We start from the raw sequence: 21,634 nt of genomic DNA on the forward strand, positions 1-21,634 counted from the left end.
CACATATAAAAAACCGTCCACATATATTGAGGGCGGTTTTCATTATTATACTAGGGCTTCTACTGTATGAAATGATTGTCCTTTCGTGCCAATAATACCGAAAATCGGTAAATCACTAAGCACCACTTCTTCTTGCTGTTTCATAAAAGATGACGTTAATTGTTTTATCTCTATCCAAACGTCATTAATACAAAGTACATTGGAATCGTTCTCTTGTTGGCGAGAAAAAATAGAATCTATTTTATATAAACCAGCATTTTGAAAAAGCATGTCAATGCGACTGAATGCATTCAAAGTAATGCTAATAACGCGTTGCCAATCTCCTTGCTTTTCCATATCATAGAATACAAAAAGGGCTTCTCCGCCTAGATTCGTAATTTCCTCCACTGTTGCTTGTCCACTCTCTTGATCAATGTCCGTCACAATAACTTTTGCGCCTTGTTTAGCCAACAAAAGAGCTGTATTACGTCCAATACCGATGCCACCGCCAGTTACGATAGCAACTTTTCCTGCAAGCTTCATTTTCATTACCCCTTCTATAAGTCTTACCGTCATTCAGTATACTCCTTTATGAGATTATTCTGCAAGCAAGAAAAATTGCCATTCGATTTGTAAACGTTTACTTTTTATCCTTCTTTTTTCTTACTCTTACGCTGATCAAGAACTAGACCGATAAAAATGAGAATGCCCCAAAAAATTATGCTACCTCCTGTCATCTCAACTTCCCCCTTATTATATAAAGTAAAACTTTAATCAGCCCCAAATGGTGAGATAAAGATATTATTTTTAATCATTATACCATTATCTTAATTTTCAATCTATTATAAATAGAAATGACACATTTTAGTTTTTCCTTACTGTAAATATTCACAATATACTTATAAAATAAAAAAAGACCCTTTTATATATAAAAGGGTCTTTTTTTATTTTATTATACAAGACTTATTATTTTCGTCTTTGTAATTAAGTCCTGAAAACCGCAATTGTCTTTGCGGAACAACATCATATATACGTTACATATTAATGGAATTCCTAATAGCAATACGTTCGGTAATAACACTACAAAAAATCTTATAATTAATGTTTGCAACGTTAGCTTTTCACTCTTCAATGAAATTAATTTTATTCTCGTTACCTTTTTGCCAAGTGTAACACCGTTCCAAATAAAGGGTAATACAATAAAATATATCGCCATTAATATGAAAACTACTGCGAAATCATATCTAAAATCACCTAAGCTTATATTAAAGCGCTTAAACATAGCACTATAGTTTCCGGTCATAATAGCTACTACTGCACCATACATAACCGAGATTAAAAACATGTCAATTAGGGAAGCACCTATGCGATTCATTACAAGCGCTGGACGATGCATCTTTAACTTCATTTTATGTCGACTCCTTCATATCCTTCTTTACCCGTCTCATCGTACCACTTCTAAAAAACATTGTAAACTAGCGTTTCTCTTACTTTTCTTGTACAATTTGTTACAATAGCATTATAAAGGAGGTTCCCATATTGAAAAAATGGATAATCCTATTCGTCGCCTTCCTATTAACTGGTTGTGCAGGAAACACAAGTCACTTAACTTATACGGTTAACGACGAATACGAACTCATACGTACTTCTGGAAATGCATTTGAACTTTTCCCCTCGCAAGATGCTGTATATGCCACACAATACATCCCTGCAAAAATTACAGACATTGCTTGGGATGATAAATACATTATTGCAAAACAAACTGAGGAAAAATCAGATCCAAATAACCCTGACGCAGCAATTGCGAATAAAAAAAGTGAACATTATTGGATTATTGATGTAAAGCACAATAAACGTTTCGGTCCCTACAATGAAAAGCAATTTAATGAACAAAAAGATGCGTTTAAAATTAAGGTGCCTTTTCAAAATGTAGATTCATACATAAAAGAAATAAAAAAACAGTCAGCATAATATTTGTATGCTGACTGTTTTGTCTTACATTATTTTAGTGAGATGTTAAACGTTTGTGGCTCTTTTACAACATCTTGTGTTTCTGAATCTCCTGCAAGTAAATCATCAGTTGTAAACTGAATATCCTTTACCTTGTCTTTTCCATCGTCAAGTATTAAACCAATAATACCATCTCTTATTTCACCAGGCTTATAGTCTTCTCTTGATACATTTTTTGTACCAACTAACGTATCTTCGTCATATAAAAAGTTTTGAGTGGCTACTTTAAAATGTTGCTTACCATTAATCATAACATCATTCATAGAGAAAAATTGCATATTTTTATTTCCGCTATTCTCCACTTTATATGTAATCTCAACGTAACGAATTGTATTACTAATCTCTGTTCCACTTAGCGATGCATATAATTCTGCATCTTCTTGGCTTACTTTATCCCCTAATCTACGTTTTACTTCTTCAGGAGTTAGTGCCGTGTATACTTTCAATGTATTTTTTGCCTTTTCACTCATTTGTGATAAAGAGATTACTTTCACATCTTGTACGTGAATTTTCATTGGCGCTACTTCAAATGTTTGATTCACAGAATGCATCTGCTCTAACTTGAAAGTACCCCATCCTGTTTCTTTCACTTTTTGTCCTACTTTTTTCAGCTCACGCCCACCATATTCTTTCGTTTCAGGAATAGATTCTTTCTTCTTCGGTTCAGCTTTCTTTTCTTCTTGATGGAAGCAACCACTTAACATAAGAAGAAAACTACATAAAACAAAAATACTTTTCCATGCTTTCATCATTTCATTTCTCCTAACGCTATCATTCATGAATATACAATTAGTCCCTTGCTTTGTAAACTATAGAAACAATGACAATTCCACAAAATGAACTTGTCAGTCCAGATACTATTATACCTCCAATTTGGAAAATATGAAAATAGGGGTCTAGGAACGCATGCACGATAAATATAAAAGCTGTCACAATGATTATCGAAACCCAATACTTTCTTTTTTCTAAAGCTACAATCATATCTTTCCCTGTTTCATCTTTATACTTCCATAGTACGTATAATAGCAATAATAAGCCAACACATGTACTCCCATGTTGCATATATTTATACAATGGAATACTGTGTAATTCAATTTGTAACAATGCTATTTTCATAACGAAATAGCCTGTATTATGAGTAAATGCATCCAAAACGACATGCGTGAGCATACCGAATAATGCAGAATAGCAAAATACAAAGAATTCTTTCCAGGTATGTAGCCCCCACCTCTCATCTATTGCATATGAATAATAACCAGCAAACGGTTTAGGCAAATGCGTTATAAACGGCTTTTTTAAAATGTAATGATATATGTATGCGATTAGAAATACAAGCGGTAAATTTAAATATAAGAACCCAAGCCATGTATGGCCAATAACACCATAGGGTCTAAAGTGCAAAAAATATTCAAAGTCAGGCGCCATACTACCTAATATAAGAGCCGTTACTGAAATATGTTTAGAGTGCTTTTTCGCAAAAGGAAGAACTGCTGCTGGATGTGCAAATGTAAACGGCATACTTTAACTCCTTCTCACATTTTCAATAGAATACCATATATCATAACGAGAGAATGAATCTTCATGCAATATTTATTTTCACATTGGAATATGATAGTTTAAATGATATAATCCACATAAAATATTCAGAAAACAAGAAGGGATTCAGGTGTCATTAACACTTGTATTTGCTGCCTTTTTAAATTCAAAATCCGTTATGAATTGAGGTTTATATATTGATTGACGTACCCTTTTTACAAAATGTCACATTAAAAAAAGAAAATATCCCTAGTTTTTCCGCATATCCTTACTGCTTACCCGCTATTCGAACATTACAATCACTAGATTTCCATCCAAATGTAACATTCATTATTGGAGAAAACGGAACAGGTAAATCAACATTACTTGAAGGAATTGCAATTGCGTTAGGTTTTAATGCAGAAGGTGGAACGAAGAACTTCCGCTTTAGCACAAACGATTCCCATTCATCTTTACATGAATACCTTCGAATTTCAAAAAGTTTCAATACACCAAACGACGGTTTCTTTCTTCGCGCTGAATCATTTTATAACGTTGCTTCTTATATTGATGAAATAGATGCTGATAGAGAAGCACGTGGGAATCCGGTTATCAACTCTTATGGTGGTATCTCACTACACAAACAATCACACGGTGAATCATTCTTCTCATTATTTATGAACCGTTTTTCAGGACAAGGTTTATACATTTTAGATGAGCCTGAGGCAGCTTTATCACCAATGAGACAACTTTCCATGCTCATTCGAATGCACGAACTAGCTGAACAAGGTTCACAATTTGTTATCGCAACGCATTCTCCTATTTTAATGGCTTATCCTGAATCCACTATATATTCTTTAACACAAGAGGGAATTCACGAATCCACATTAGAAGAAACTGAGCATTACCAAACGACGAAACTTTTCTTTGAAAATCGCGATCGATTATTCCATCATCTATTTGAGTCGTAAAAAAAGAAGCAGCAATAGCTGCTTCTTTTTTATAGTGCTTCTATAAATAAGGCAACCCCGATACCGCCACCGACGCATAAAGAGGCAATTCCTTTTTCTAACCCACGTCTTTTTAATTCGTGAATTAAACTTACTGTAATACGAGCCCCTGTACAACCAATTGGATGCCCAAGTCCTACGCCACTACCGTTTACGTTCACTTTTTCACGGTCTAAGCCTAACTCTTTCTCTACAGCTAAATATTGAGCCGCGAAAGCTTCATTAATTTCAAGTAAATCTGCATCTTCCAATGACCAATCTACTTTTTCTAAACCTTTACGAATTGCTGGTGCTGGTCCAATACCCATAATTTTTGGATCTACTCCAGCTACTGAATATCCAACAATTCTAGCTAACGGTTGTAAACCTTTTTCTTTCGCTTTTTCTTCGCTCATTAATACTAGAACTGCACTCCCGTCATTAAGGCCAGATGCATTTCCAGCAGTCACTGATCCATCTTTACGGAACGCCGGCTTCAATCCAGCTAATTTTTCAGCTGTAATATCTGCACGTGGATGTTCATCCTTCGAAAATACAACTTCTTTTCTACGCTCTTTTATTGTAATAGGAACAATTTGATCGTCAAAGTATCCAGACTCGATTGCCTTCAGTGCCAATGTATGACTGCGAAGAGCAACTTCATCTTGTTCCTCTCTTGTAATTTCATATTGTTCAACTAAATTTTCCGCTGTTTCACCCATCATAATATGGTGAATCGGATCTTCTAACACTTCCCACACCGTATCACGAATTTCTCCGTGCTGTAGACGTTGTCCCCAGCGGTGCTGTTTCAATGCATAAGGGCTCGAACTCATCGCTTCTACCCCACCTGCAACAACAACATCACTTACACCTAATTGGATTTGCATTGCAGCTGACATAATTGCTTGCATACCTGAAGAACATTGACGTTGGATTGTATATCCCGTAACTGTGTCAGGAAATCCTGCCGCTAATGCAGCTGTTCTCGCCGTATTTGCTTCATCAGTTCTTTGAATACAATGACCTAAAATTACTTCATCAACTTCATGTGGTTCTACCCCGCCTCGTTTTACAGCTTCCTGAAGTACAGGAACAGCTAATTCTACTGGCGTTACATTTTTTAGCGCTCCTCCAAAAGTTCCAATTGGCGAACGAACTGCAGCTGTAATAACAACATTATGCATTTTGCACTTGCCCCTCTCTTATGTACCCTAGTCAGTTTTTAGGTGAAATTCCATAAGATGTATATCTATAACTATCATACTATAAACATACTAAAAAATCAAAATATTTAATATAATAAAAATAGAAGGAATTAACCTTCTATTCTGTCAGCGCATATAAAAACTTTTGTAAAATTTTCTCTGTCGTTTCATTCAATTTTGGCAACTTATCTACTGGAAAATATTGAAGTTTTAACCCTTCATGATCGAGCTTTAATTCCCCGCTCACATGATGTGCCTGATACAGATGAATAACATTGAAAATTTCATCGCCATTCGGATAACGGAAATATACTTCTTTTCCTGATAGAACACCAAGAAATTGCATTATTTTTGCAGTTAACCCCGTTTCCTCAAATAACTCTCTACGTGCAGTTTCTTCTGTCGTTTCGCCCAGTTCCATCGCCCCACCAGGTACACCCCAATCATATGTATCTGAACGATATTGAAGCAATACTTCTTGATTATCGTTTAATATAATAATTGCTGATCCTACGAGAATAAGCGGCCTTGTACCAACGACTTTTCGTAACTCTTCAATATACCCCATATGTAAATTCCCCTTTCCCTAACCTCCCTTATCATAACAAAATTTTGCTCTTTTTGTTCATGTAATTTTAAAGAAAAAAAGAAGCTTTCGCCTCCTTTTTTTCACCTTTATTTCTTAAAACTTTCATATTTTACAGCTTCAAAAGCTTCCTCAATTTCATCATTACGATAATGGACATATGTAAAACGCCCCAATTCTACTAATCTTGCTATTTCCTGTAACGCTTTATGCTGCTCATATGTTTCTTTCAGCTTAATATGTACATAAAACTTCATTAACGGATGTTCATATAAAGGTTCTCCCACCTCTACATATACATCTTCCACCCCTTGTACAACTCTTACATAACTTGCAAATTGATAAAGAGCTTCTCTGTCTGAAACGATTTTTAATGTATACATATATTCTCCCCCTTTTCTTTACTATATCAAAAAGATGATCACACTACGTTATAGAACTATGAAATTTTTTCGACTTGTCATCTATATATTCAATAAAGAAGGCGTTTATCCATACATGACATCTTTTCCCCACATATATTATAGGAAGAACTTTTTTTCAGTTGAGGTGTTCCTTATGGATCCATACGTCAATATATGTATTTGTATTACTCCCGGCGCCGATATTTCTGATGACCGAATCGCAAAAGATTTAGCTGTTGCAGAATCAATTTGGCACCCCATTACATTTCAAATTCAAGAAGTAATTGTATTAAATGAACTTTTCCGTTTTTTTGACCGTGAAATCAGTTATAAAAATTCCATTCAAAGTCAAGAAAAGCTGGCATCCTTTTTCCAAACATGTGTAAATGAAGCTCCTGAATGCGACCTTTATATTTGTTATATTGGCAGTGATTATTTCAAAGAAACAGCAGTAATTGCCTGCGCTTACTCTTTAGCAAAACAGCAACAACTTACCGGATATATCGTTTTAACAAACTCGGCTGCTCCTATGAAAAATATATATACGCTCGCTCACGAAATCGGTCATATTTTATTTACAAGACGTGTTCACGGAAAACTTACTCACGCAGATCCTCATTCCCCAACTGGCTCGGAGCACCATCCTTCTCCAACCAATCTTATGTATCCGATAGTCCCGCGCCCTGAAAATGTTCCTATTCAGTCTCTATTGACGAACGAACAAAAAACACTCTCTTTACAAAGCTCTTTATTGCAAAGAAAAAAACAGTAACCCTCATGTTACTGTTTAAAACAACTTATTCCAATCAACAAAACAAATCCCGGCTGCTAGAAATAAAAATAGACAACTAAAGGTAAATGTAATCCCTCTAAAAATCCCTATATAATATTTCTTTGGAAATAATTTTTGGTATATCCAGAGCAGCCGCTTTTTATTGAATTTCTAGTTCACACTTTTTCTTTCTTCAATTTTTAAAGACCATCTCATTAATCCATATATACTTCCATACATAAGTAATATCTTTGCAATTCCCCAAAATACATTTCTTTCTTCTAAGTCTTTAAATAAGAACATAATCGCAAGAGGAACAATTAGTACCAAAACACCCATCCAACCAAGAACATATACTTCACCAATAAGAAGTAATAAAAATATACTTACTGCTAATATATATGTCTGCATTGTCGACAATTGTAAAATTGGCGTCCCATACCATTTATTCATAAACATTAATAACACTAATAATAAAATAGGTATCATTACTATTACATAAATAATTCCAAACTCTACTAATTTACTTTTAAAAGAAGACATTCTAAACGCAAAAACCGTTCCAATAATTGTAATAATTAAAACGATAGGATAACCAATTACCTGTACATTTGTTAACGTAAATTGTTGATTCGGATTTCCAAATAAAATATTGGTTAGTAACCAATACCCACCTATCCCAATAATCATTCCTAAAACACTCTTTATACTTCCGCCTTTATCCTTCTCCATCTCTTTCGCTAATTCTTCCGCATACTCTTTTGGCGAATCACCAAATATATTACTTACCGTTTTTCCTTCTTTCTCACCTTCAATTAAATGAAGTTCTGCATCTTCTAAAAAAGCGTCAACATCTTCCTCTTTAATTCCTTTTGTTATTAAATATACTTTCGTATCGATTAAGAACTTTTCTCCTTCTTTAGAAATCTGCATTATAGCCCCTCCCTTATTTAACCATTTCTCTTCTATTCGCCTTCATCATAATTTCAACAAAAATTAAAATAAATAAACTTCCGTATAAACATATAATTTGAAATAACATTGGAACAAGGTCTTCCGTTGTAAATGTTTTAAACACTAACATAATTGAAAGTGGAATGATTAAATATAAGTTTTTAAACCATCCTTCAAAATATATATTTATAGCTACTGTGATGATAAAAATCCCACCAGCCACTATATAACTTTGCACTTCAGTGAATGTGAGCATTTTTGTCGGATATATCACGTCTAATATCGTAACAGCTCCTAATAAAAACATTGGAGCGATCATAACTAAAGACCACATAGAAAACCATGTTTTTGTAAAACTTGTTACGAAGGCCATTTTGCGAAGTAGAAAATTAGGACCTATAACAACTAAAATCAATGAAAAACTATAACCGATACACTGAATAAGTGAAATCTGTAACATTCCATGATTTACTATTAAGATAGAAGCAATAATCCAAAACGATACGATATTCATTACTGTAAAACCAATTTGCTTCCACGTTTCCTGTCTATCTCTTTCCATTACTTTGACAAGTTCATTTGCATATTCTTTCGGTGAGCTTCCGAAAATATCTTCTACGCTTTTCCCATCACTCTCACCCTCAATTAAATGGAGTTCCGCATCTTCTATAAAATTTTCAATATCGCTTTCTTTCACACTCTTTGCCGTCAAAAATAATCTCATATCTAACAAAAACTTTCGCGCTTCACTTGATAGCATTATTTTCTCCTTCCCTTCCCTTCAAGTAGACGTTCTACACTACTTTGCATCGTTTCCCAGCGATCCATAAATTCATCAAGTGCTTCCTCGCCTTTTTCTGTTAATGTATAATATTTTCTCTTTGGACCAGATGGAGATTCCTTCATTACGCTTGTTATTAGTCCTTCTTTTTGCATTCGTATTAATAACGGATAAATACTTCCCTCACTCGCCATTGTAAAACCATACTTCGCTAGCTTTTCACTCATTTCATAACCGTATATTTCGCCTTCAGAAATAATAGCAAGTAAGCATCCTTCTAAAATCCCTTTCAGCATTTGACTTGTCGACATAATTCAAATCCTCCTACTATCTTGCTTTACAAGATAGATAAGCGTAAGTATCTTGCTTTACAAAATAGTATAGCAAAGACTATTTTGCAAAACAAGATAGCTAACGATATTTTTTCCAAATGTTTGCAGGAATTTCATTATAGCTTCTCTAAATAGAGCACTATGAAAACTTTATTATGAAGGGATGTTTTTCATCATGGTTACAAATCGAGTTGTCTTTTTAACAGGTGCTGCAAGTGGCATTGGTTATGAAATGGGAAAGGCTTTTGCAAAAGAAGGTGCAAAAGTTGTGATTACCGATCGGCTTGAAGAACGTGCAAAAGAAGCTGCTGAACAATTACAAAATGAAGGTTTTCAAGCTATCGGTTTAAAATGTGACGTTACATCTGAAGAGGAAATTACAGCAGCAATTTCTCAAACAGTTGATCATTTCGGTTCATTACATATATTAATTAACAACGCAGGAATGCAACACGTTTCAACCATTGAAGACTTTCCAACTGAAAAGTTCGAGCTACTAATTCAAATTATGCAAATTGCTCCGTTTATTGCAATTAAGCATGCCTTTCCGATTATGAAACAACAAAAATATGGTCGTATTATTAATGTCGCTTCTATTAACGGCCTTGTCGGGTTTGCTGGAAAAGCTGCCTACAATAGTGCAAAACATGGCGTAATTGGATTAACAAAAGTTGCCGCTTTAGAAGGTGCTACGCATGGTATTACTGTTAATGCCCTTTGCCCTGGTTATGTTGATACCCCCCTTGTACGTAATCAACTACAAGACTTAGCTACTACACGAAATGTACCACTTGAAAATGTTTTAGAAGATGTTATTTATCCACTCGTTCCACAAAAGCGCTTATTACAAGTACAAGAAATTGCAGATTATGCGATGTTTTTAGCGAGTGAAAAAGCTAAAGGTATAACTGGTCAAGCTGTCGTTATCGATGGTGGTTATACCGCTCAATAAAAATAAAGTTTGCTCTAGAAGAGCAAACTTTATTTTTTATCCCGAGGATCTTCGTACTTTATTAATTGCCGCGGGAGCTTCTCAATTGCAACAATTACCCCCTCTAATTTACTTTCAATACGGTGGAGTAAATATAATGTTACAACAATCGGAAACCCTACATTACCTATCATCTTGATCCACTCTTCCACCCTCTTCCCCTCCTTTCATTATATAAGTAAGAGAAAACACTGCATTTAGGCATAAAAAAACAAGCTATTATGTATTAGCTTGTTTTTCAAATAATGATGCAATTTCTCGTTTATAGTCCCCGCGTATAATACCTTTCTCAGTAATAATTCCTGTAATTAATTCATTCGGCGTTATGTCAAATGCTGGATTATAAACATCCGTTCCAATTGGTGCTACTTGTTTTCCAAAGATTTTCGTAACTTCTGTTTCATCTCTTTCTTCAATAATAATTTCGGCTCCAGTTTCTTTCGTAACATCAAATGTTGACAGTGGCGCAGCAACGTAAAATGGGATATTAAAGTACTTTGCTAAAATAGCTAAATTCATTGTCCCTATTTTATTGGCTGTATCTCCATTTGCGACAATTCGATCCGCCCCCACAATAATTGCGTTTATTTCTTTCGTTTGAATAGCATGAGCTGCAGTATTATCTGTTATAAGGGTCACATCAATATTTGCTTGCTTCAATTCCCACGTCGTTAAGCGACCACCTTGTAAAACTGGTCTCGTTTCACACGCATATGCATGTAAACGCACACCTTTCTCTTTTCCAATATAAAAGGGAGCTAATGCAGTTCCATATCTGGCAGTTGCGATACTTCCAGCGTTACAGATTGTTAAAATATTATCGCCATCTTTAAAACATGTTAACGCATATTCCCCAATATTTCGACACACCTCTTCATCTTCCTGTTGAATGCGAAGCGCTTCTTCTTCTAATATTTTTTGCGCTTCTTTTATTGTAGTAATCTCTCGAATAGATTCTCTCATACGATCAATTGCCCAAAATAAATTTACTGCCGTTGGGCGTGATGTCCCTAAATAGTTACAGTCTCTATTAAACTTCTTTTGAAATTCTTCGATATGTAAAGTATTATATTTTTTCGCTGCAAGCGCCAAGCCAAATGCAGCTACAATTCCAATTGCAGGCGCTCCGCGTACTTCTAACATTATGATACTTTTCCAAACCTCTTCAATAGTCGTTAATGTTTTGTATTCTGTGCTATGTGGCAATTTCGTTTGATTTAATACCGCAATTGCATCCCCTTTCCAACTTACAGATCTCGGAACCGTAACGATTGTACTCATGCTTTTACACCCCTTGAAACTGTCTGTTGAAATAATGTTCGAAACAGTTGAATATCAGCACTTTTAGATTCATATTTTATTAGTTCTTTTCCTAAGGATAGCGCTTGTTTCTTAGCTTGAATTCTTGTTTCTTTATTTTCTATTTCATCTAAATCTGCTACATGAGCTAAACCAATTGTTCTACGAATTAGTTCACATCCGGCAAATCCAACAGCATCAGTAAAGATATTTTGCAAAATAATTGGTAACCATTGTTTTTCTTTCGTATATGCTTCTACACCTTCTCCAATCCATAACTTTGTAAAAGTCTCTACAAAATAACTCCACGTCTTTTCTATATGGAAAAATAGTACACTTCTCTTTTCTTCTTCTCTAGATAACGCATTTAATAATAGATTTGCAATAAATTGACCTATGTCAAACCCAAATGGGCCATATGTCGCAAATTCTGGATCAATCACTTTCGTTTCAGAAGGTGACGAAAAAATACTACCAGTATGTAAATCACCATGAATAAGAGTTTCTTTTCTTGTTAAGAACTTATATTTATATTGTGCTACTTTTAGTTTTAAAGTTTTATCACTCCAAAGTTCATCAACCACGAGCTGTAAATCTGGCTCATAATCATTTGTATCATAATGCCCAAACGGATCTGTAAACACTAAATCCTCTGTAATTTTACAAAGGTCCGGATTTACAAAGGTACCTTCTAGTACCCTTTTCTCTTTTGACTGTAAACCAAAATCTGAAGTGTAAAATAAAACATGTGCTAGAAAACGACCAATATGCTGGGATAAAAGCGGATATTCTTCTCCGTCTATTAATCCTTTTCTTGTAATTGTTAGTCTTGATAAGTCTTCTATTACCGTTATCGCTAACTCTTCGTCATGACTGTACACTACTGGAACATAATCCGGTACATACTGCGCAAAAATTTGTAATGCCTTGCTTTCAATCGTTGCTCTTTTTATAGACAATGGCCAGCTTTCACCAACTACTTTCGCATAAGGCAGTGCTTGTTTTATTATAATGGATTTCTCTCCATCATCTAATTTGAACACGTAATTTAAGTTTCCATCTCCAATTTCATGACAAATGACATTTGCCTTCTCTTCAAAATAGCCATGATCTTTCGCATATTGTACAGCTGTTATTTCTGTTAATGAATAATATCCCATCTTCTTCTCCCCCTTTTTAAATTCAGAGGTTTTTCTAACATAGAAAAACCTCTTTCCACTAAGAAAGAGGTTTGAAGTTTATCTTCTCCCCTCTTATCTGCCAGAAAGTTTTACTTTCTGCTGGAATTAGCACCGTGCCTTTTGGCGTAATAAACGCCCCATTTCACAATGGTATTACGGTCGGTTGCTGGGCTTCATCGGGCCAAATCCCTCCACCTGCTCTTGATAAGAGTTGTATAATTTTTTGAATTTTTAACTTTATGTTGAAGACTATACCAAGAATAAAAATCACTTGTCAACATTTTATTTGTATAATTCTGGACGGCGATCCGCAAAAACTGGAATTCCTTTACGTACTTCTTTAATTTTCTCGAATTCAAGCTCTCCAAATAAAATTGATTCCTCTTCATTCGCCTCTACTACAACTTCACCCCAAGGATCCACAATTAAAGAATGACCTGCAAACACATTATTCGGATCCTTCCCTGCTCTATTACACGCAACAACATAACACTGATTTTCAACTGCTCTTGCTTGCAATAGCAAACGCCAATGTGCTAAACGAACTAATGGCCATTCAGCTACAACAAATAATACTTTTGCCCCTTTAGCAGTATGAACACGCATCCACTCTGGAAAACGAATATCATAACAAATTGTTCCAGCGCATTCAACATCATCTAGCTTAAATTCGCCCGTACCATTACCAGCTATTAAATATTTATGTTCATCCATAAGCTGAAATAAATGTACTTTACTATATTCGTTGACTAACTGTCCTTCATTATTTACAACATACATCGTATTTGTAACGCCTTGCTCTGTTTGCTTTGCTATGGACCCACCAACAATATGTACATCATATCGCTTCGCCCATTCTATTAACTTTTCTTTCGTTTCCACTCCATCCCTATCTGCAATTTCAGAAAGTCTCGTTAAATCATATCCTGTTGTCCATAGTTCTGGTAAGACGATAACATCTGGCCTTTCCTTCATAGCTTCACTTATTTTATTTTTAGCATTCTCAATATTTTTTTCTACATCTCCAAAAACAATATCCATTTGAATACATGCGACTTTCATTTTTTCAGCCCCATTCTTATTTTTCTCTTTACAAAATACTGGAAAGATTATATCATTTGTCACTAGAATTGTAACAACTTTCAAAAGAGGTGGAAAGTATGAAATTATTTCAACCTTCTGAGATAGTAACATCATTGCCAACACAATTTTTCGCTTCACTTGTTGCAAAAGTTAACAAAGTCGTTGCAGCTGGTCACGATGTTATTAATCTAGGTCAAGGTAATCCAGATCAACCAACACCGCAGCATATCGTAAAAGCTTTACAAGATGCTGCCGAAAAGACCATTCATCATAAATATCCGCCATTTCGCGGACATGAAAGCTTAAAGGAAGCCGTGGCTACATTCTATAAACGTGAATATGGCGTCGAATTAAACCCAAAAACTGAAGTTGCTATTTTGTTTGGTGGGAAGGCTGGACTAGTAGAATTACCGATTTGTTTTACAAATCCTGGTGATACGATTCTCGTTCCGGATCCAGGTTATCCAGATTATTTATCCGGGGTTGCTTTAGCAAAAGCACAATTTGAAAGAATGCCACTTATTGCAGAAAATAACTTTTTACCAGATTATGCGAACATTGATGACTCTATTGCAGAGCGTGCAAAATTAATGTTTTTAAACTATCCAAATAATCCTACCGGTGCTACTGCATCAAAAGATTTTTTTGATGCAACCATTCACTTTGCTAATAAACATAATATATTAGTTGTTCACGATTTTGCTTATGGCGCTATCGGATTTGATGGTCAAAAACCTGTTAGTTTCTTGCAAGCAGATGGTGCGAAAAATATAGGAATTGAAATTTACACATTATCAAAAACTTTCAATATGGCTGGCTGGCGCATCGCTTTTGCTGTAGGGAATGAAAGTGTGATTGAAACAATTAACCTATTACAAGATCATATGTATGTTAGTATATTCGGTGCAGTTCAAGATGCTGCTCGAGAAGCGCTATTAAGTTCACAGTCTTGTGTAATAGACCTTGTAAATAGTTACGAATCTCGAAGAAACGCTCTTATTTCAGCCTGTCACTCAATTGGTTGGAATGTAGACATTCCAACAGGATCATTCTTTGCATGGCTTCCCGTTCCAAAAGGATATACCTCTGAGCAATTTTCTGATATTTTACTAGAAAAAGCACATGTCGCAGTTGCTCCTGGTGTTGGATTTGGTGAGCATGGCGAAGGGTATGTCCGTGTTGGTCTCTTACATACAGAAGATAGATTACGAGAAGCCATTAATCGAATTGATAAATTAAATTTTTTCAAAAAGTAATTGACAACACGAAAAATATCTGACAAAATTCAGTTATCTAAAAAATTTAAACATTTCTAAATACTTCTTATCAAGAGCAGGTGGAGGGACGAGCCCGACGAAACCCGGCAACCGATCTACAATTGTAGACACGGTGCTAATTCTCGCAGCATTACGCTGACAGATAAGGAGCTGGTTGTAAAAAAACCTCTCCTTAGCTGAGAGGTTTTTTTATTTAACTAGGAGGTTATAACAATGAGCGGAATTATAGCGACGTATTTAATCCATGATGATTCACATAACTTAGAAAAAAAAGCTGAGCAAATTGCACTCGGTTTAACAATTGGCTCTTGGACTCATTTACCACACTTATTGCAAGAACAATTAAAGCAGCATAAAGGCAACGTCATTCATGTTGAGGAATTAGCTGAACATGAACATACCAATTCGTATTTACGTAAAAAAGTAAAACGCGGAATTATTAAAATCGAATATCCGCTATTAAACTTCAGTCCAGATTTACCAGCGATTTTAACGACTACATTTGGAAAGCTATCACTTGATGGCGAAGTAAAATTAATTGACTTAACTTTTTCAGACGAGTTAAAAAAACATTTTCCTGGTCCAAAATTCGGGATAGATGGTATTCGAAATCTTTTACAAGTGCATGATCGTCCCCTTTTAATGAGTATTTTTAAAGGAATGATTGGACGAAACATTGGGTATTTAAAAACGCAATTACGCGATCAAGCAATTGGTGGTGTAGATATAGTAAAAGATGATGAAATATTATTTGAAAATGCATTAACACCACTTACGAAACGCATTGTATCTGGAAAAGAAGTTTTACAATCCGTATATGAAACATACGGACATAAAACGTTATATGCCGTAAATTTAACAGGACGAACTTTTGATTTAAAAGAAAATGCTAAACGTGCAGTGCAAGCTGGAGCTGATATTCTATTATTTAACGTATTTGCTTACGGACTAGATGTACTACAATCACTTGCAGAAGATGATGAAATCCCAGTTCCTATTATGGCACATCCTGCTGTAAGTGGTGCTTATTCAGCATCCAAGTTATATGGAGTTTCATCTCCATTATTACTTGGAAAGCTACTACGTTATGCTGGGGCTGACTTTTCATTATTCCCATCTCCATACGGAAGTGTTGCGCTAGAAAAAGAGGAGGCTCTTGCTATCTCAAAATATTTAACTGAAGACGATGCATCTTTCAAGAAGAGCTTTTCTGTTCCGTCTGCTGGTATTCATCCTGGTTTCGTTCCCTTTATTGTACGAGATTTCGGTAAAGATGTTGTTATTAATGCTGGCGGCGGGATACACGGACATCCAAATGGAGCGCAAGGCGGCGGTAAAGCTTTCCGTACTGCAATTGATGCTACTTTGCAAAATAAACCACTCCATGAAGTAGACGACATAAATTTGCATAGTGCACTACAAATATGGGGAAATCCCTCTTATGAGGTGAAATTATGAGTATTCAAGTATTTTGTGATTTCGATGGCACGATTACAAATAATGATAACATTATGTCCATTATGGAAAAATTCGCACCACCAGAAGCCGAAGAAGTAAAGAATAAAATTTTATCACAAGAACTATCCATTCAAGAAGGTGTTTCTCAATTATTTCAATTAATACCTACTAATCTGCACGATGATATTATTCAATTTTTAATAGAAACTGCTGAAATCCGTAGTGGTTTTCATGAGTTTATACAATTCGTAAAGGAAAATAACATTTCTTTTTACGTGATATCAGGTGGAATGGATTTCTTCGTCTATCCACTCTTACAAGGAATCATTCCAAAAGAGCAAATTTATTGTAATGAAACAGACTTTTCAGCAGAGTTTATTACAGTTAAATGGCCTCATTCTTGTGATGATCATTGTCAAAATCATTGCGGATTATGTAAATCATCATTAATCCGTAAATTAAGTGATACAGATGACTTTCATATTGTAATTGGAGATTCTATTACTGATTTACAAGCCGCGAAACAAGCTGATAAAGTATTCGCTCGCGATTTTCTTATTACAAAGTGTGAAGAAAATCATATTGCTTATACACCGTTTGAAACATTTCAAGATGTGCAAGCTGAATTAAAACTTTTGTTGGAGGTGAAGGCATGAAACAACTTTTTCGTCAATGGTATGACTTAAGCGAGATAAAAAAAGAGTTAACAACACGAAATTGGTTCCCAGCAACAAGTGGTAATATTTCTATAAAGGTTAGTCATGAACCACTTACTTTTCTTATTACGGCAAGCGGTAAAGATAAAACAAAAACCACTCCAGATGATTTTCTATTAGTAGATCATGTAGGAGTTCCCGTTTTAGAGACTGAATTACGCCCTTCAGCAGAAACAATATTGCATACACACATTTATAACAATACGAATGCCGGTTGCGTACTTCATGTTCATACAACCGATAATAATGTCATCACAAATTTATATAGTGATGCAGTCACCCTTCAAAATCAAGAAATTATTAAAGCTCTCGATATTTGGGAAGAAGGTGCAACCATTCACATTCCTATTATCGAAAACCATGCCCATATCCCAACACTTGGAGAAAACTTCCGAAAGCATATACAAGGAGATTCGGGTGCAGTATTAATCCGTAACCACGGTATTACCGTATGGGGCCGAGATAGCTTTGATGCAAAGAAGAGATTAGAAGCTTATGAGTTTTTATTCCAATTTCATATAAAACTATTATCAATTCAAGGAGGCGTTTCTAATGGCGCAAATTCGTATTCATGAAGTAAATACTCGTATTGAAAATGAAGTGGAAGTATCTAAATTTCTACAAGAGGAAGGCGTTTTATATGAGAAATGGAATATTTCTAAACTTCCTACTCATTTAAATGAAAATTATTCGTTAACAGATGAAAACAAAGCTGAAATATTAGCTATTTTTTCAAAAGAAATCGCTGATGTTTCAGCACGTCGAGGTTATAAAGCACATGATGTAATCTCACTTTCAAGTAGCACACCTAACCTTGACGAATTATTAATTAATTTCCAAAAGGAACACCATCATACAGATGACGAAGTTCGCTTTATCGTCAGTGGTCACGGCATTTTCGCTATTGAAGGTAAAGATGGGAAATTCTTTGATGTTGAACTTGAGCCAGGCGATTTAATATCTGTTCCTGAAAATGCAAGACATTATTTTACCTTGCAAGATGATCGCCAAGTTGTAGCTATTCGTATTTTTGTGACAACTGAAGGCTGGGTTCCAATCTATTAAGGTAGTTAGTTGAATAAAAGGACTTGGACCCCCTTTTCCAAACTTTTATTCACTCTACATATATACATCCTCCTATGGAACAGGCTTATTTCATTTTGAAATAAGTCTGATTTTTTATTTACTTGAAAGTACCATTTCATCACAAATTTACACCTTAATTTTTCAAGTGCATTTTTCGAACATTTTTTGAACATTTATTGAATTTTTTCTGAAAATTCTGTTTTATATGTGATATACTACAATTAACTTAGAAGGAAAATAATATCGCAAACAGAGGGGGATAATCATGAGCTTACTTATCGCACTTATACTTGGAGTTACATGTGGAGCATTTCCTGTTATTTTAGGAGCTATTATGGAAGAGTTAGAAATTGGTGTTTTAGGATTTGTCGCATCTTGTGTAAGCGCTTTATTATTTGGTTTATTCGGCGCTATTCCTGTTTCAATTCTGTGTGCTTTTTATATAATACGCCATGCTCGTACAAAACAATTTGGTCCTAACCACATCGCACAAATTATCCCGTTCCCGGTTGAACGATGCCGCCGCGCTTCTAACTTATAATTATAAAAATTAAACATGACTAAATAAATAAAAGTCCTCAAATGAGGACTTTTATTTATTTTCTTCTAGAAATTGAAACAATTCTTGTAGATGTAGGGCATCTTCACCATAGCTAACAGATACATGAAATATACCATCAATCTCAGCTTGCATATAAAGATCCACTCCATCACGATCATATTTCAATGCCAAATAAAACTCCATTTCTTCTAACATCTTTTTTGAGGTTCGAATTACATAATGTCCCTTCTCATCTCTTCCATATTCAAATTCTGGTTCAAAATCATATTTTTGTTTAAAAGCTTCTTTTTGTTTTTCATTAATTTGCATACAAGTAGCTCGCTGTACAGTATCAATCATCTCATCAAACTTTTGAAGGTCCACCTCGTTTACCCCCTTATATATTTTTTATATAGTACTTGTGTTCCACTATTTTCTTCGCCATCCTTAATTAACTCTTCATACAATTCTTTCGCCAAACTTAAGCCTGGGACTGGTAATTGTAATTTTTCTGCTTCCTCTAAAGCAATTTTCATATCTTTCATAAAATGCTTTACATAAAATCCTGGCTCAAAGTCTCCTTTTAACATTCGAGGAGCTAAATTACTTAATGACCAGCTACCTGCTGCCCCTGTTGAAATACTCTCTAACACTTTATCTGGATTCAGTCCAGCCTTCTTCGCGTAAGCGACAGCCTCACATACTCCAATCATATTGGAAGCAATCGCAATTTGATTGCACATTTTTGTATGTTGTCCACTCCCAGCTGGTCCTTGTAATTGAATGTTTGTTCCTAACTTTTCAAGTAAAGGTAAGCATCTATCATATATTTCTTTCTCCCCACCTACCATAATTGCGAGTTTTGCTTCTTTCGCACCAACATCTCCTCCTGAGACAGGTGCATCTAACGTATATATATTTTTGCTTTTTGCAACTTCATTAATCCGTTTTGCTAAAGTAGGTGTAGATGTCGTAAAGTCAATTGCTATCGTACCTTCTTTTGCATGTTCTATAATTCCTTCTATACCAAAATACACTTCTTCTACATCATGTGGATATCCAACCATTGTCATTACAATATCAACTTGCTTCACTAACTCTTTTGGCGTATTACACCAATTTGCACCATCTTGCACTAAAGAATCTGTTTTTGCTTTCGTTCTATTATATACATATACTTTATGACCATCTTGCATTAAGTGATAAACCATACTTTTTCCCATTACGCCAATACCAATGAAACCTATTGATAAAGTTTTATGTTCCATTTTCTCATCCCCTTTGTTCTAATAAATCATTTACCATCTTTCGGAACTCTTTATTAAAGTCATCATCCATACTATTTTTCACATTTGAAAATAAAATAACAAAAGTTCCTTTTTCTTTATTAAAATTATTGAAAGTGTTCCAACCAGATAATACACCATGATTATGAAAATAATCTGGATATATATAAAAACTAAATGCATATTTCCGTTCTGCTGAAGGTGAAAACATTGCTTGTATACTTTGTTCAGAAAGAAGTTTTCCATTTATAATTGCTTCGTCTAATTTCTTCATATCTCCAACTGTCGTATACATCTCACCACAACCATATAGCCAATCCATGCCTAACTTCTGCGCTGGTACAAGCTCTTGATCTTTTTTCACATAACCCTTTGTAAAATTTTTATCTCCAGGTACCATATTTCCCATACCGGATTCATGCATATCTGCTTTTACAAATATGTTTTCTTTTATGTAATCTCCTAAAGGTTTTTTCGATATATGTTCTATTATATAAGCAAGCACCATATAATTATAATCTGTATATCTCCAACCTGTTCCTGCAGGAAATTCTAAATTTTGACGTCCAATCCAATTAATTAATTGTAAGCGGGAAGCCGCATTAATATTGCCTTTTGCGTGTTCAGGTAAACCAGAGGTATGCGTTAATAAATGATATAGCGTAATATTTTTATTCTCCGGAAATGAAGGAATATATTTATTTACATTATCTTGAATATTCAATTTCCCTTGTTCTTGCAGCTGTAAAATAGATGTGGCAACGACTGTTTTCGTAATAGAACCGATACGATATTTTGTTTGAGGCGTATTTTCTATTTTATTTTGAACATCAGCATACCCATATCCTTTATTCAATATAACATGCTCTTTATCTGTTACCAAAACTGTTCCATTGAATTGCTTTCCGACTAAATATTGATCTAATTTTTGAGATATGCTAGCATAATCAATTTGTTGCTCTTCTTTTTCTTCTATATTCCCTTGTACTTCCGATTCAATAGTAGGATTCACTTTAGTTGTTAATACAGTGTTTTCCTTTATATTGGGGCTAACAAGAAAATAGTATACTCCGCCGCCAACTATAGCAGACAGTGAAGCCACCACCATTACTTTTTTTATCATATTGATCCTCCATAATTCCTTCGCTAAAAATTGTCCCCCTATTCTATTATCAAACAATAAAAA

The 21,634-nt window shown here is 34.8% G+C and carries 28 protein-coding genes, 1 pseudogene and 2 riboswitches; of the genes and pseudogenes, 10 read left to right on the top strand and 19 right to left on the bottom strand.

The window, feature by feature from the left end:
- Window positions 1–45 precede the first annotated feature (45 nt).
- The 3 genes from ACUL40_RS12275 to ACUL40_RS12285 form a co-directional block, all read right to left on the bottom strand.
- The gene (locus ACUL40_RS12275; RefSeq protein ID WP_000218413.1) at window positions 46–555 is read right to left on the bottom strand and encodes an SDR family NAD(P)-dependent oxidoreductase; all 510 of its coding nucleotides are present in this window, start codon (window positions 553–555) and stop codon (window positions 46–48) included.
- Between the two features lie 71 nt (window positions 556–626).
- Window positions 627–716, bottom strand: coding sequence for a hypothetical protein (locus ACUL40_RS12280; protein WP_000145638.1), 90 nt, complete (start codon window positions 714–716; stop codon window positions 627–629).
- A gap of 215 nt (window positions 717–931) precedes the next feature.
- A complete protein-coding gene (locus tag ACUL40_RS12285; RefSeq protein WP_000769080.1) occupies window positions 932–1,387 on the bottom strand; it encodes an RDD family protein in 456 nt (151 codons plus the stop codon).
- Between the two features lie 131 nt (window positions 1,388–1,518).
- Between ACUL40_RS12285 and ACUL40_RS12290 the strand changes: the two genes are divergently transcribed.
- A complete protein-coding gene (locus ACUL40_RS12290; RefSeq protein ID WP_000758789.1) occupies window positions 1,519–1,950 on the top strand; it encodes a DUF3997 domain-containing protein in 432 nt (143 codons plus the stop codon).
- A 29-nt stretch (window positions 1,951–1,979) separates the two neighbouring features.
- Here the strand turns inward: ACUL40_RS12290 and ACUL40_RS12295 are convergent, their stop codons facing one another.
- Together ACUL40_RS12295 and ACUL40_RS12300 are read right to left on the bottom strand one after the other, a co-directional pair.
- Entirely contained in the window at window positions 1,980–2,741 is a 762-nt protein-coding gene (locus ACUL40_RS12295; protein ID WP_000973899.1) for a hypothetical protein, read from the bottom strand.
- 37 nt (window positions 2,742–2,778) lie between these two features.
- On the bottom strand, window positions 2,779–3,507 hold the full coding sequence (locus ACUL40_RS12300; RefSeq protein ID WP_001116851.1) for a DUF4184 family protein: 729 nt from the start codon (window positions 3,505–3,507) through the stop codon (window positions 2,779–2,781).
- A gap of 215 nt (window positions 3,508–3,722) precedes the next feature.
- On the opposite strand from ACUL40_RS12300, the gene ACUL40_RS12305 reads away from it, so the two are divergent.
- Window positions 3,723–4,475 (top strand): AAA family ATPase, encoded by a 753-nt coding sequence (locus ACUL40_RS12305; protein ID WP_000568006.1) that lies wholly within the window; start codon window positions 3,723–3,725, stop codon window positions 4,473–4,475.
- Window positions 4,476–4,504: 29 nt separating this feature from the next.
- Here the strand turns inward: ACUL40_RS12305 and ACUL40_RS12310 are convergent, their stop codons facing one another.
- From ACUL40_RS12310 to ACUL40_RS12320, 3 genes are all read right to left on the bottom strand, one after another.
- A complete protein-coding gene (locus ACUL40_RS12310) occupies window positions 4,505–5,680 on the bottom strand; it encodes an acetyl-CoA C-acetyltransferase (RefSeq protein ID WP_000552078.1) in 1,176 nt (391 codons plus the stop codon).
- A 139-nt stretch (window positions 5,681–5,819) separates the two neighbouring features.
- Window positions 5,820–6,269, bottom strand: coding sequence for an NUDIX hydrolase (locus ACUL40_RS12315; protein ID WP_000540529.1), 450 nt, complete (start codon window positions 6,267–6,269; stop codon window positions 5,820–5,822).
- Window positions 6,270–6,376: 107 nt separating this feature from the next.
- The gene (locus ACUL40_RS12320) at window positions 6,377–6,670 is read right to left on the bottom strand and encodes a DUF3928 family protein (protein ID WP_000288330.1); all 294 of its coding nucleotides are present in this window, start codon (window positions 6,668–6,670) and stop codon (window positions 6,377–6,379) included.
- A gap of 175 nt (window positions 6,671–6,845) precedes the next feature.
- Between ACUL40_RS12320 and ACUL40_RS12325 the strand changes: the two genes are divergently transcribed.
- Entirely contained in the window at window positions 6,846–7,463 is a 618-nt protein-coding gene (locus tag ACUL40_RS12325) for an ImmA/IrrE family metallo-endopeptidase (RefSeq protein WP_000371608.1), read from the top strand.
- A gap of 15 nt (window positions 7,464–7,478) precedes the next feature.
- Here the strand turns inward: ACUL40_RS12325 and ACUL40_RS12330 are convergent.
- The 4 genes and pseudogenes from ACUL40_RS12330 to ACUL40_RS12345 all read right to left on the bottom strand — a co-directional run.
- Window positions 7,479–7,622, bottom strand: a pseudogene (locus ACUL40_RS12330) (DNA-binding protein); the annotation flags it as partial.
- A gap of 12 nt (window positions 7,623–7,634) precedes the next feature.
- Window positions 7,635–8,396, bottom strand: coding sequence for a DUF1129 domain-containing protein (locus ACUL40_RS12335; RefSeq protein ID WP_048655576.1), 762 nt, complete (start codon window positions 8,394–8,396; stop codon window positions 7,635–7,637).
- A gap of 13 nt (window positions 8,397–8,409) precedes the next feature.
- Entirely contained in the window at window positions 8,410–9,177 is a 768-nt protein-coding gene (locus tag ACUL40_RS12340) for a DUF1129 domain-containing protein (protein ID WP_000952886.1), read from the bottom strand.
- Window positions 9,177–9,509, bottom strand: a complete 333-nt coding sequence (locus ACUL40_RS12345; RefSeq protein WP_000107982.1) for a PadR family transcriptional regulator — start codon at window positions 9,507–9,509, stop codon at window positions 9,177–9,179. Before ACUL40_RS12345 ends, ACUL40_RS12340 begins: the two co-directional genes overlap by 1 nt.
- Before the next feature lie 196 nt (window positions 9,510–9,705).
- On the opposite strand from ACUL40_RS12345, the gene ACUL40_RS12350 reads away from it, so the two are divergent.
- A complete protein-coding gene (locus ACUL40_RS12350; protein WP_445422649.1) occupies window positions 9,706–10,482 on the top strand; it encodes a 3-hydroxybutyrate dehydrogenase in 777 nt (258 codons plus the stop codon).
- 29 nt (window positions 10,483–10,511) lie between these two features.
- Here the strand turns inward: ACUL40_RS12350 and ACUL40_RS12355 are convergent, their stop codons facing one another.
- The 4 genes from ACUL40_RS12355 to ACUL40_RS12370 form a co-directional block, all read right to left on the bottom strand.
- Window positions 10,512–10,673, bottom strand: coding sequence for a YvrJ family protein (locus tag ACUL40_RS12355; RefSeq protein WP_000393335.1), 162 nt, complete (start codon window positions 10,671–10,673; stop codon window positions 10,512–10,514).
- 67 nt (window positions 10,674–10,740) lie between these two features.
- Window positions 10,741–11,802, bottom strand: coding sequence for an S-methyl-5-thioribose-1-phosphate isomerase (gene mtnA / locus ACUL40_RS12360; protein ID WP_000104604.1), 1,062 nt, complete (start codon window positions 11,800–11,802; stop codon window positions 10,741–10,743).
- On the bottom strand, window positions 11,799–12,980 hold the full coding sequence (gene mtnK / locus ACUL40_RS12365) for an S-methyl-5-thioribose kinase (protein ID WP_445422650.1): 1,182 nt from the start codon (window positions 12,978–12,980) through the stop codon (window positions 11,799–11,801). Before mtnK ends, mtnA begins: the two co-directional genes overlap by 4 nt.
- 90 nt (window positions 12,981–13,070) lie before the next feature.
- A riboswitch (SAM riboswitch) is annotated at window positions 13,071–13,212 on the bottom strand.
- Window positions 13,213–13,283: 71 nt separating this feature from the next.
- Window positions 13,284–14,147, bottom strand: coding sequence for a carbon-nitrogen family hydrolase (locus ACUL40_RS12370; protein ID WP_002204714.1), 864 nt, complete (start codon window positions 14,145–14,147; stop codon window positions 13,284–13,286).
- A gap of 14 nt (window positions 14,148–14,161) precedes the next feature.
- Here ACUL40_RS12370 and ACUL40_RS12375 point away from each other — a divergent pair, with 14 nt between their 5' ends.
- The 6 genes from ACUL40_RS12375 to ACUL40_RS12400 all read left to right on the top strand — a co-directional run bounded on the left by ACUL40_RS12375 (window position 14,162) and on the right by ACUL40_RS12400 (window position 19,162).
- Window positions 14,162–15,340, top strand: coding sequence for a pyridoxal phosphate-dependent aminotransferase (locus tag ACUL40_RS12375; protein ID WP_445422651.1), 1,179 nt, complete (start codon window positions 14,162–14,164; stop codon window positions 15,338–15,340).
- Between the two features lie 64 nt (window positions 15,341–15,404).
- A riboswitch (SAM riboswitch) is annotated at window positions 15,405–15,510 on the top strand.
- Between the two features lie 64 nt (window positions 15,511–15,574).
- Window positions 15,575–16,819, top strand: coding sequence for a 2,3-diketo-5-methylthiopentyl-1-phosphate enolase (gene mtnW, locus ACUL40_RS12380; RefSeq protein WP_000014181.1), 1,245 nt, complete (start codon window positions 15,575–15,577; stop codon window positions 16,817–16,819).
- Window positions 16,816–17,475: a 2-hydroxy-3-keto-5-methylthiopentenyl-1-phosphate phosphatase gene (locus tag ACUL40_RS12385; RefSeq protein WP_000027461.1), complete on the top strand. Its 660-nt coding sequence runs from the start codon at window positions 16,816–16,818 to the stop codon at window positions 17,473–17,475. The genes mtnW and ACUL40_RS12385 overlap by 4 nt, the downstream gene beginning before the upstream one ends.
- Window positions 17,472–18,110, top strand: coding sequence for a methylthioribulose 1-phosphate dehydratase (locus tag ACUL40_RS12390; RefSeq protein ID WP_000811341.1), 639 nt, complete (start codon window positions 17,472–17,474; stop codon window positions 18,108–18,110). The genes ACUL40_RS12385 and ACUL40_RS12390 overlap by 4 nt, the downstream gene beginning before the upstream one ends.
- A complete protein-coding gene (locus tag ACUL40_RS12395) occupies window positions 18,088–18,600 on the top strand; it encodes a 1,2-dihydroxy-3-keto-5-methylthiopentene dioxygenase (RefSeq protein WP_000057314.1) in 513 nt (170 codons plus the stop codon). The genes ACUL40_RS12390 and ACUL40_RS12395 overlap by 23 nt, the downstream gene beginning before the upstream one ends.
- A gap of 286 nt (window positions 18,601–18,886) precedes the next feature.
- Complete coding sequence (locus tag ACUL40_RS12400; RefSeq protein ID WP_000054659.1) at window positions 18,887–19,162, top strand: hypothetical protein; 276 nt, start codon at window positions 18,887–18,889, stop codon at window positions 19,160–19,162.
- Between the two features lie 51 nt (window positions 19,163–19,213).
- Here ACUL40_RS12400 and ACUL40_RS12405 read toward each other — a convergent pair whose 3' ends face one another.
- From ACUL40_RS12405 to ACUL40_RS12415, 3 genes are read right to left on the bottom strand one after another with little or no spacing between them, the layout of a single operon-like run.
- Window positions 19,214–19,546, bottom strand: a complete 333-nt coding sequence (locus ACUL40_RS12405; RefSeq protein ID WP_000365619.1) for a DUF3909 family protein — start codon at window positions 19,544–19,546, stop codon at window positions 19,214–19,216.
- Between the two features lie 5 nt (window positions 19,547–19,551).
- The gene (locus ACUL40_RS12410) at window positions 19,552–20,430 is read right to left on the bottom strand and encodes an NAD(P)-dependent oxidoreductase (RefSeq protein WP_000400431.1); all 879 of its coding nucleotides are present in this window, start codon (window positions 20,428–20,430) and stop codon (window positions 19,552–19,554) included.
- A gap of 4 nt (window positions 20,431–20,434) precedes the next feature.
- Window positions 20,435–21,571 carry a serine hydrolase gene (locus tag ACUL40_RS12415; protein WP_000592910.1) on the bottom strand — a complete coding sequence of 379 codons (1,137 nt, stop codon included), beginning with the start codon at window positions 21,569–21,571 and terminating at the stop codon, window positions 20,435–20,437.
- Between the last annotated feature and the right edge of the window lie 63 nt (window positions 21,572–21,634).

Source organism: Bacillus sp. KNSH39, from assembly GCF_052656585.1.

Bases quoted from the DNA above. Each gene is read 5' to 3' on its own strand.
- ACUL40_RS12275 (WP_000218413.1), bottom strand. From the start codon at position 555: ATGACGGTAAGACTTATAGAAGGGGTAATGAAAATGAAGCTTGCAGGA.
- ACUL40_RS12280 (WP_000145638.1), bottom strand. From the start codon at position 716: ATGACAGGAGGTAGCATAATTTTTTGGGGCATTCTCATTTTTATCGGT.
- ACUL40_RS12285 (WP_000769080.1), bottom strand. From the start codon at position 1,387: ATGAAGTTAAAGATGCATCGTCCAGCGCTTGTAATGAATCGCATAGGT.
- ACUL40_RS12295 (WP_000973899.1), bottom strand. From the start codon at position 2,741: ATGATGAAAGCATGGAAAAGTATTTTTGTTTTATGTAGTTTTCTTCTT.
- ACUL40_RS12300 (WP_001116851.1), bottom strand. From the start codon at position 3,507: ATGCCGTTTACATTTGCACATCCAGCAGCAGTTCTTCCTTTTGCGAAA.
- ACUL40_RS12310 (WP_000552078.1), bottom strand. From the start codon at position 5,680: ATGCATAATGTTGTTATTACAGCTGCAGTTCGTTCGCCAATTGGAACT.
- ACUL40_RS12315 (WP_000540529.1), bottom strand. From the start codon at position 6,269: ATGGGGTATATTGAAGAGTTACGAAAAGTCGTTGGTACAAGGCCGCTT.
- ACUL40_RS12320 (WP_000288330.1), bottom strand. From the start codon at position 6,670: ATGTATACATTAAAAATCGTTTCAGACAGAGAAGCTCTTTATCAATTT.
- ACUL40_RS12325 (WP_000371608.1), top strand. From the start codon at position 6,846: ATGGATCCATACGTCAATATATGTATTTGTATTACTCCCGGCGCCGAT.
- ACUL40_RS12335 (WP_048655576.1), bottom strand. From the start codon at position 8,396: ATGCAGATTTCTAAAGAAGGAGAAAAGTTCTTAATCGATACGAAAGTA.
- ACUL40_RS12340 (WP_000952886.1), bottom strand. From the start codon at position 9,177: ATGCTATCAAGTGAAGCGCGAAAGTTTTTGTTAGATATGAGATTATTT.
- ACUL40_RS12345 (WP_000107982.1), bottom strand. From the start codon at position 9,509: ATGTCGACAAGTCAAATGCTGAAAGGGATTTTAGAAGGATGCTTACTT.
- ACUL40_RS12350 (WP_445422649.1), top strand. From the start codon at position 9,706: ATGGTTACAAATCGAGTTGTCTTTTTAACAGGTGCTGCAAGTGGCATT.
- mtnA (WP_000104604.1), bottom strand. From the start codon at position 11,802: ATGAGTACAATCGTTACGGTTCCGAGATCTGTAAGTTGGAAAGGGGAT.
- mtnK (WP_445422650.1), bottom strand. From the start codon at position 12,980: ATGGGATATTATTCATTAACAGAAATAACAGCTGTACAATATGCGAAA.
- ACUL40_RS12375 (WP_445422651.1), top strand. From the start codon at position 14,162: ATGAAATTATTTCAACCTTCTGAGATAGTAACATCATTGCCAACACAA.
- mtnW (WP_000014181.1), top strand. From the start codon at position 15,575: ATGAGCGGAATTATAGCGACGTATTTAATCCATGATGATTCACATAAC.
- ACUL40_RS12385 (WP_000027461.1), top strand. From the start codon at position 16,816: ATGAGTATTCAAGTATTTTGTGATTTCGATGGCACGATTACAAATAAT.
- ACUL40_RS12390 (WP_000811341.1), top strand. From the start codon at position 17,472: ATGAAACAACTTTTTCGTCAATGGTATGACTTAAGCGAGATAAAAAAA.
- ACUL40_RS12395 (WP_000057314.1), top strand. From the start codon at position 18,088: ATGGCGCAAATTCGTATTCATGAAGTAAATACTCGTATTGAAAATGAA.
- ACUL40_RS12400 (WP_000054659.1), top strand. From the start codon at position 18,887: ATGAGCTTACTTATCGCACTTATACTTGGAGTTACATGTGGAGCATTT.
- ACUL40_RS12410 (WP_000400431.1), bottom strand. From the start codon at position 20,430: ATGGAACATAAAACTTTATCAATAGGTTTCATTGGTATTGGCGTAATG.
- ACUL40_RS12415 (WP_000592910.1), bottom strand. From the start codon at position 21,571: ATGATAAAAAAAGTAATGGTGGTGGCTTCACTGTCTGCTATAGTTGGC.